At 47.5% G+C, this 1,100-nt stretch carries 1 protein-coding gene; it reads left to right on the forward strand.

Translation table 11 applies throughout. The features are described from left to right. Positions 1 to 116: 116 nt before the first annotated feature. A complete protein-coding gene (thiD, locus tag QT979_RS23525) occupies positions 117 to 926 on the forward strand; it encodes a bifunctional hydroxymethylpyrimidine kinase/phosphomethylpyrimidine kinase (RefSeq protein ID WP_333311847.1) in 810 nt (269 codons plus the stop codon). Positions 927 to 1,100: the final 174 nt, after the last annotated feature.

Below are 1,100 nucleotides of genomic sequence, written 5' to 3' on the forward strand. Positions count from 1 at the left end.
GAACGCGGATAAGATGGGATTTTGTAACCGCAGATGTGGGCGGATGAGCGCTGATGAACGCGGATAAGATGGGATTTATCTGCGTTTGTTTGCGTTTATCTGCGGTTGCAAAAAAGATGATTAAATCGAAGATTCCTGTGGCTTTGACTGTGGCTGGTTCGGATAGTGGCGGCGGGGCGGGAATTCAGGCGGATTTGCGGACTTTTGCGTTTCACTGCGTGCACGGTACGAGTGCTTTGACTTGCGTGACGGCTCAAAATACTTTGGGGGTGATGCGGGTGGATGCTTTGTCTGCTGAGGCTGTGGCGGCTCAAATTGAGGCGGTGGTTGGGGATATTGGGGTGGATGCTGTGAAAACTGGGATGCTGCTAAATCGGGAAATTATGGCGGCTGTGGCTTCACAGGTTGAGACTTTGGGAATAGGGAATTTGGTTGTCGATCCGGTGATGGTTTCACGATCGGGCGATCGATTGATTGATGAGGGGGCGATCGCCTTTTTGCGGGATATTTTGATTCCAATGGCTGCTGTCGTGACTCCGAATCGGTTTGAGGCTCAAATTTTGAGCGGTTTAGAGATTGTTTCTCTAGACGATATGCGATCGGCAGCGCAGCAGATTTATCGTTTGGGTGCGAAAGCTGTTTTGGTGAAGGGCGGCGGGATGGCGGGAGATTTGCGGGGAATTGATGTTTGGTTTGATGGTACGCGGTTGGAGACTTTGAAGGTTGAGACTGTTGATACTGGGAATACTCACGGGACTGGTTGTACTTTGAGTGCTGCGATCGCTGCTAATTTGGCTTTGGGGAAAGATTTGTTTACAGCGGTAACATTGGCTAAGGATTATGTGACTAATGCTCTCAAATATGCTTTGGATATTGGGGAAGGCCAAGGCCCAGTAGGTCATTTTTTCCCGCTTTTAGTGAAATAAGAAGTCATTGATTATTGGTTATTTATTTGTTGCTAGCTTGGGCCTGCTAATAACAACTGTCAACTGTCAACTGTCAACTGTCAACAATTAGTTAATTTGTATCGGCTCAATAAGTAGGGGTAGCAGTTATTCTAGTTGCCAAGATAAGCCCAAGGGATGAAGAGAAGACTTGGA

Source organism: Microcoleus sp. w2-18bC1 (genome assembly GCF_036700365.1).
In the GTDB taxonomy this organism is placed as follows: Bacteria; Cyanobacteriota; Cyanobacteriia; order Cyanobacteriales; family Microcoleaceae; genus Microcoleus.

Bases quoted from the DNA above. Each gene is read 5' to 3' on its own strand.
- thiD (WP_333311847.1), top strand. From the start codon at position 117: ATGATTAAATCGAAGATTCCTGTGGCTTTGACTGTGGCTGGTTCGGAT.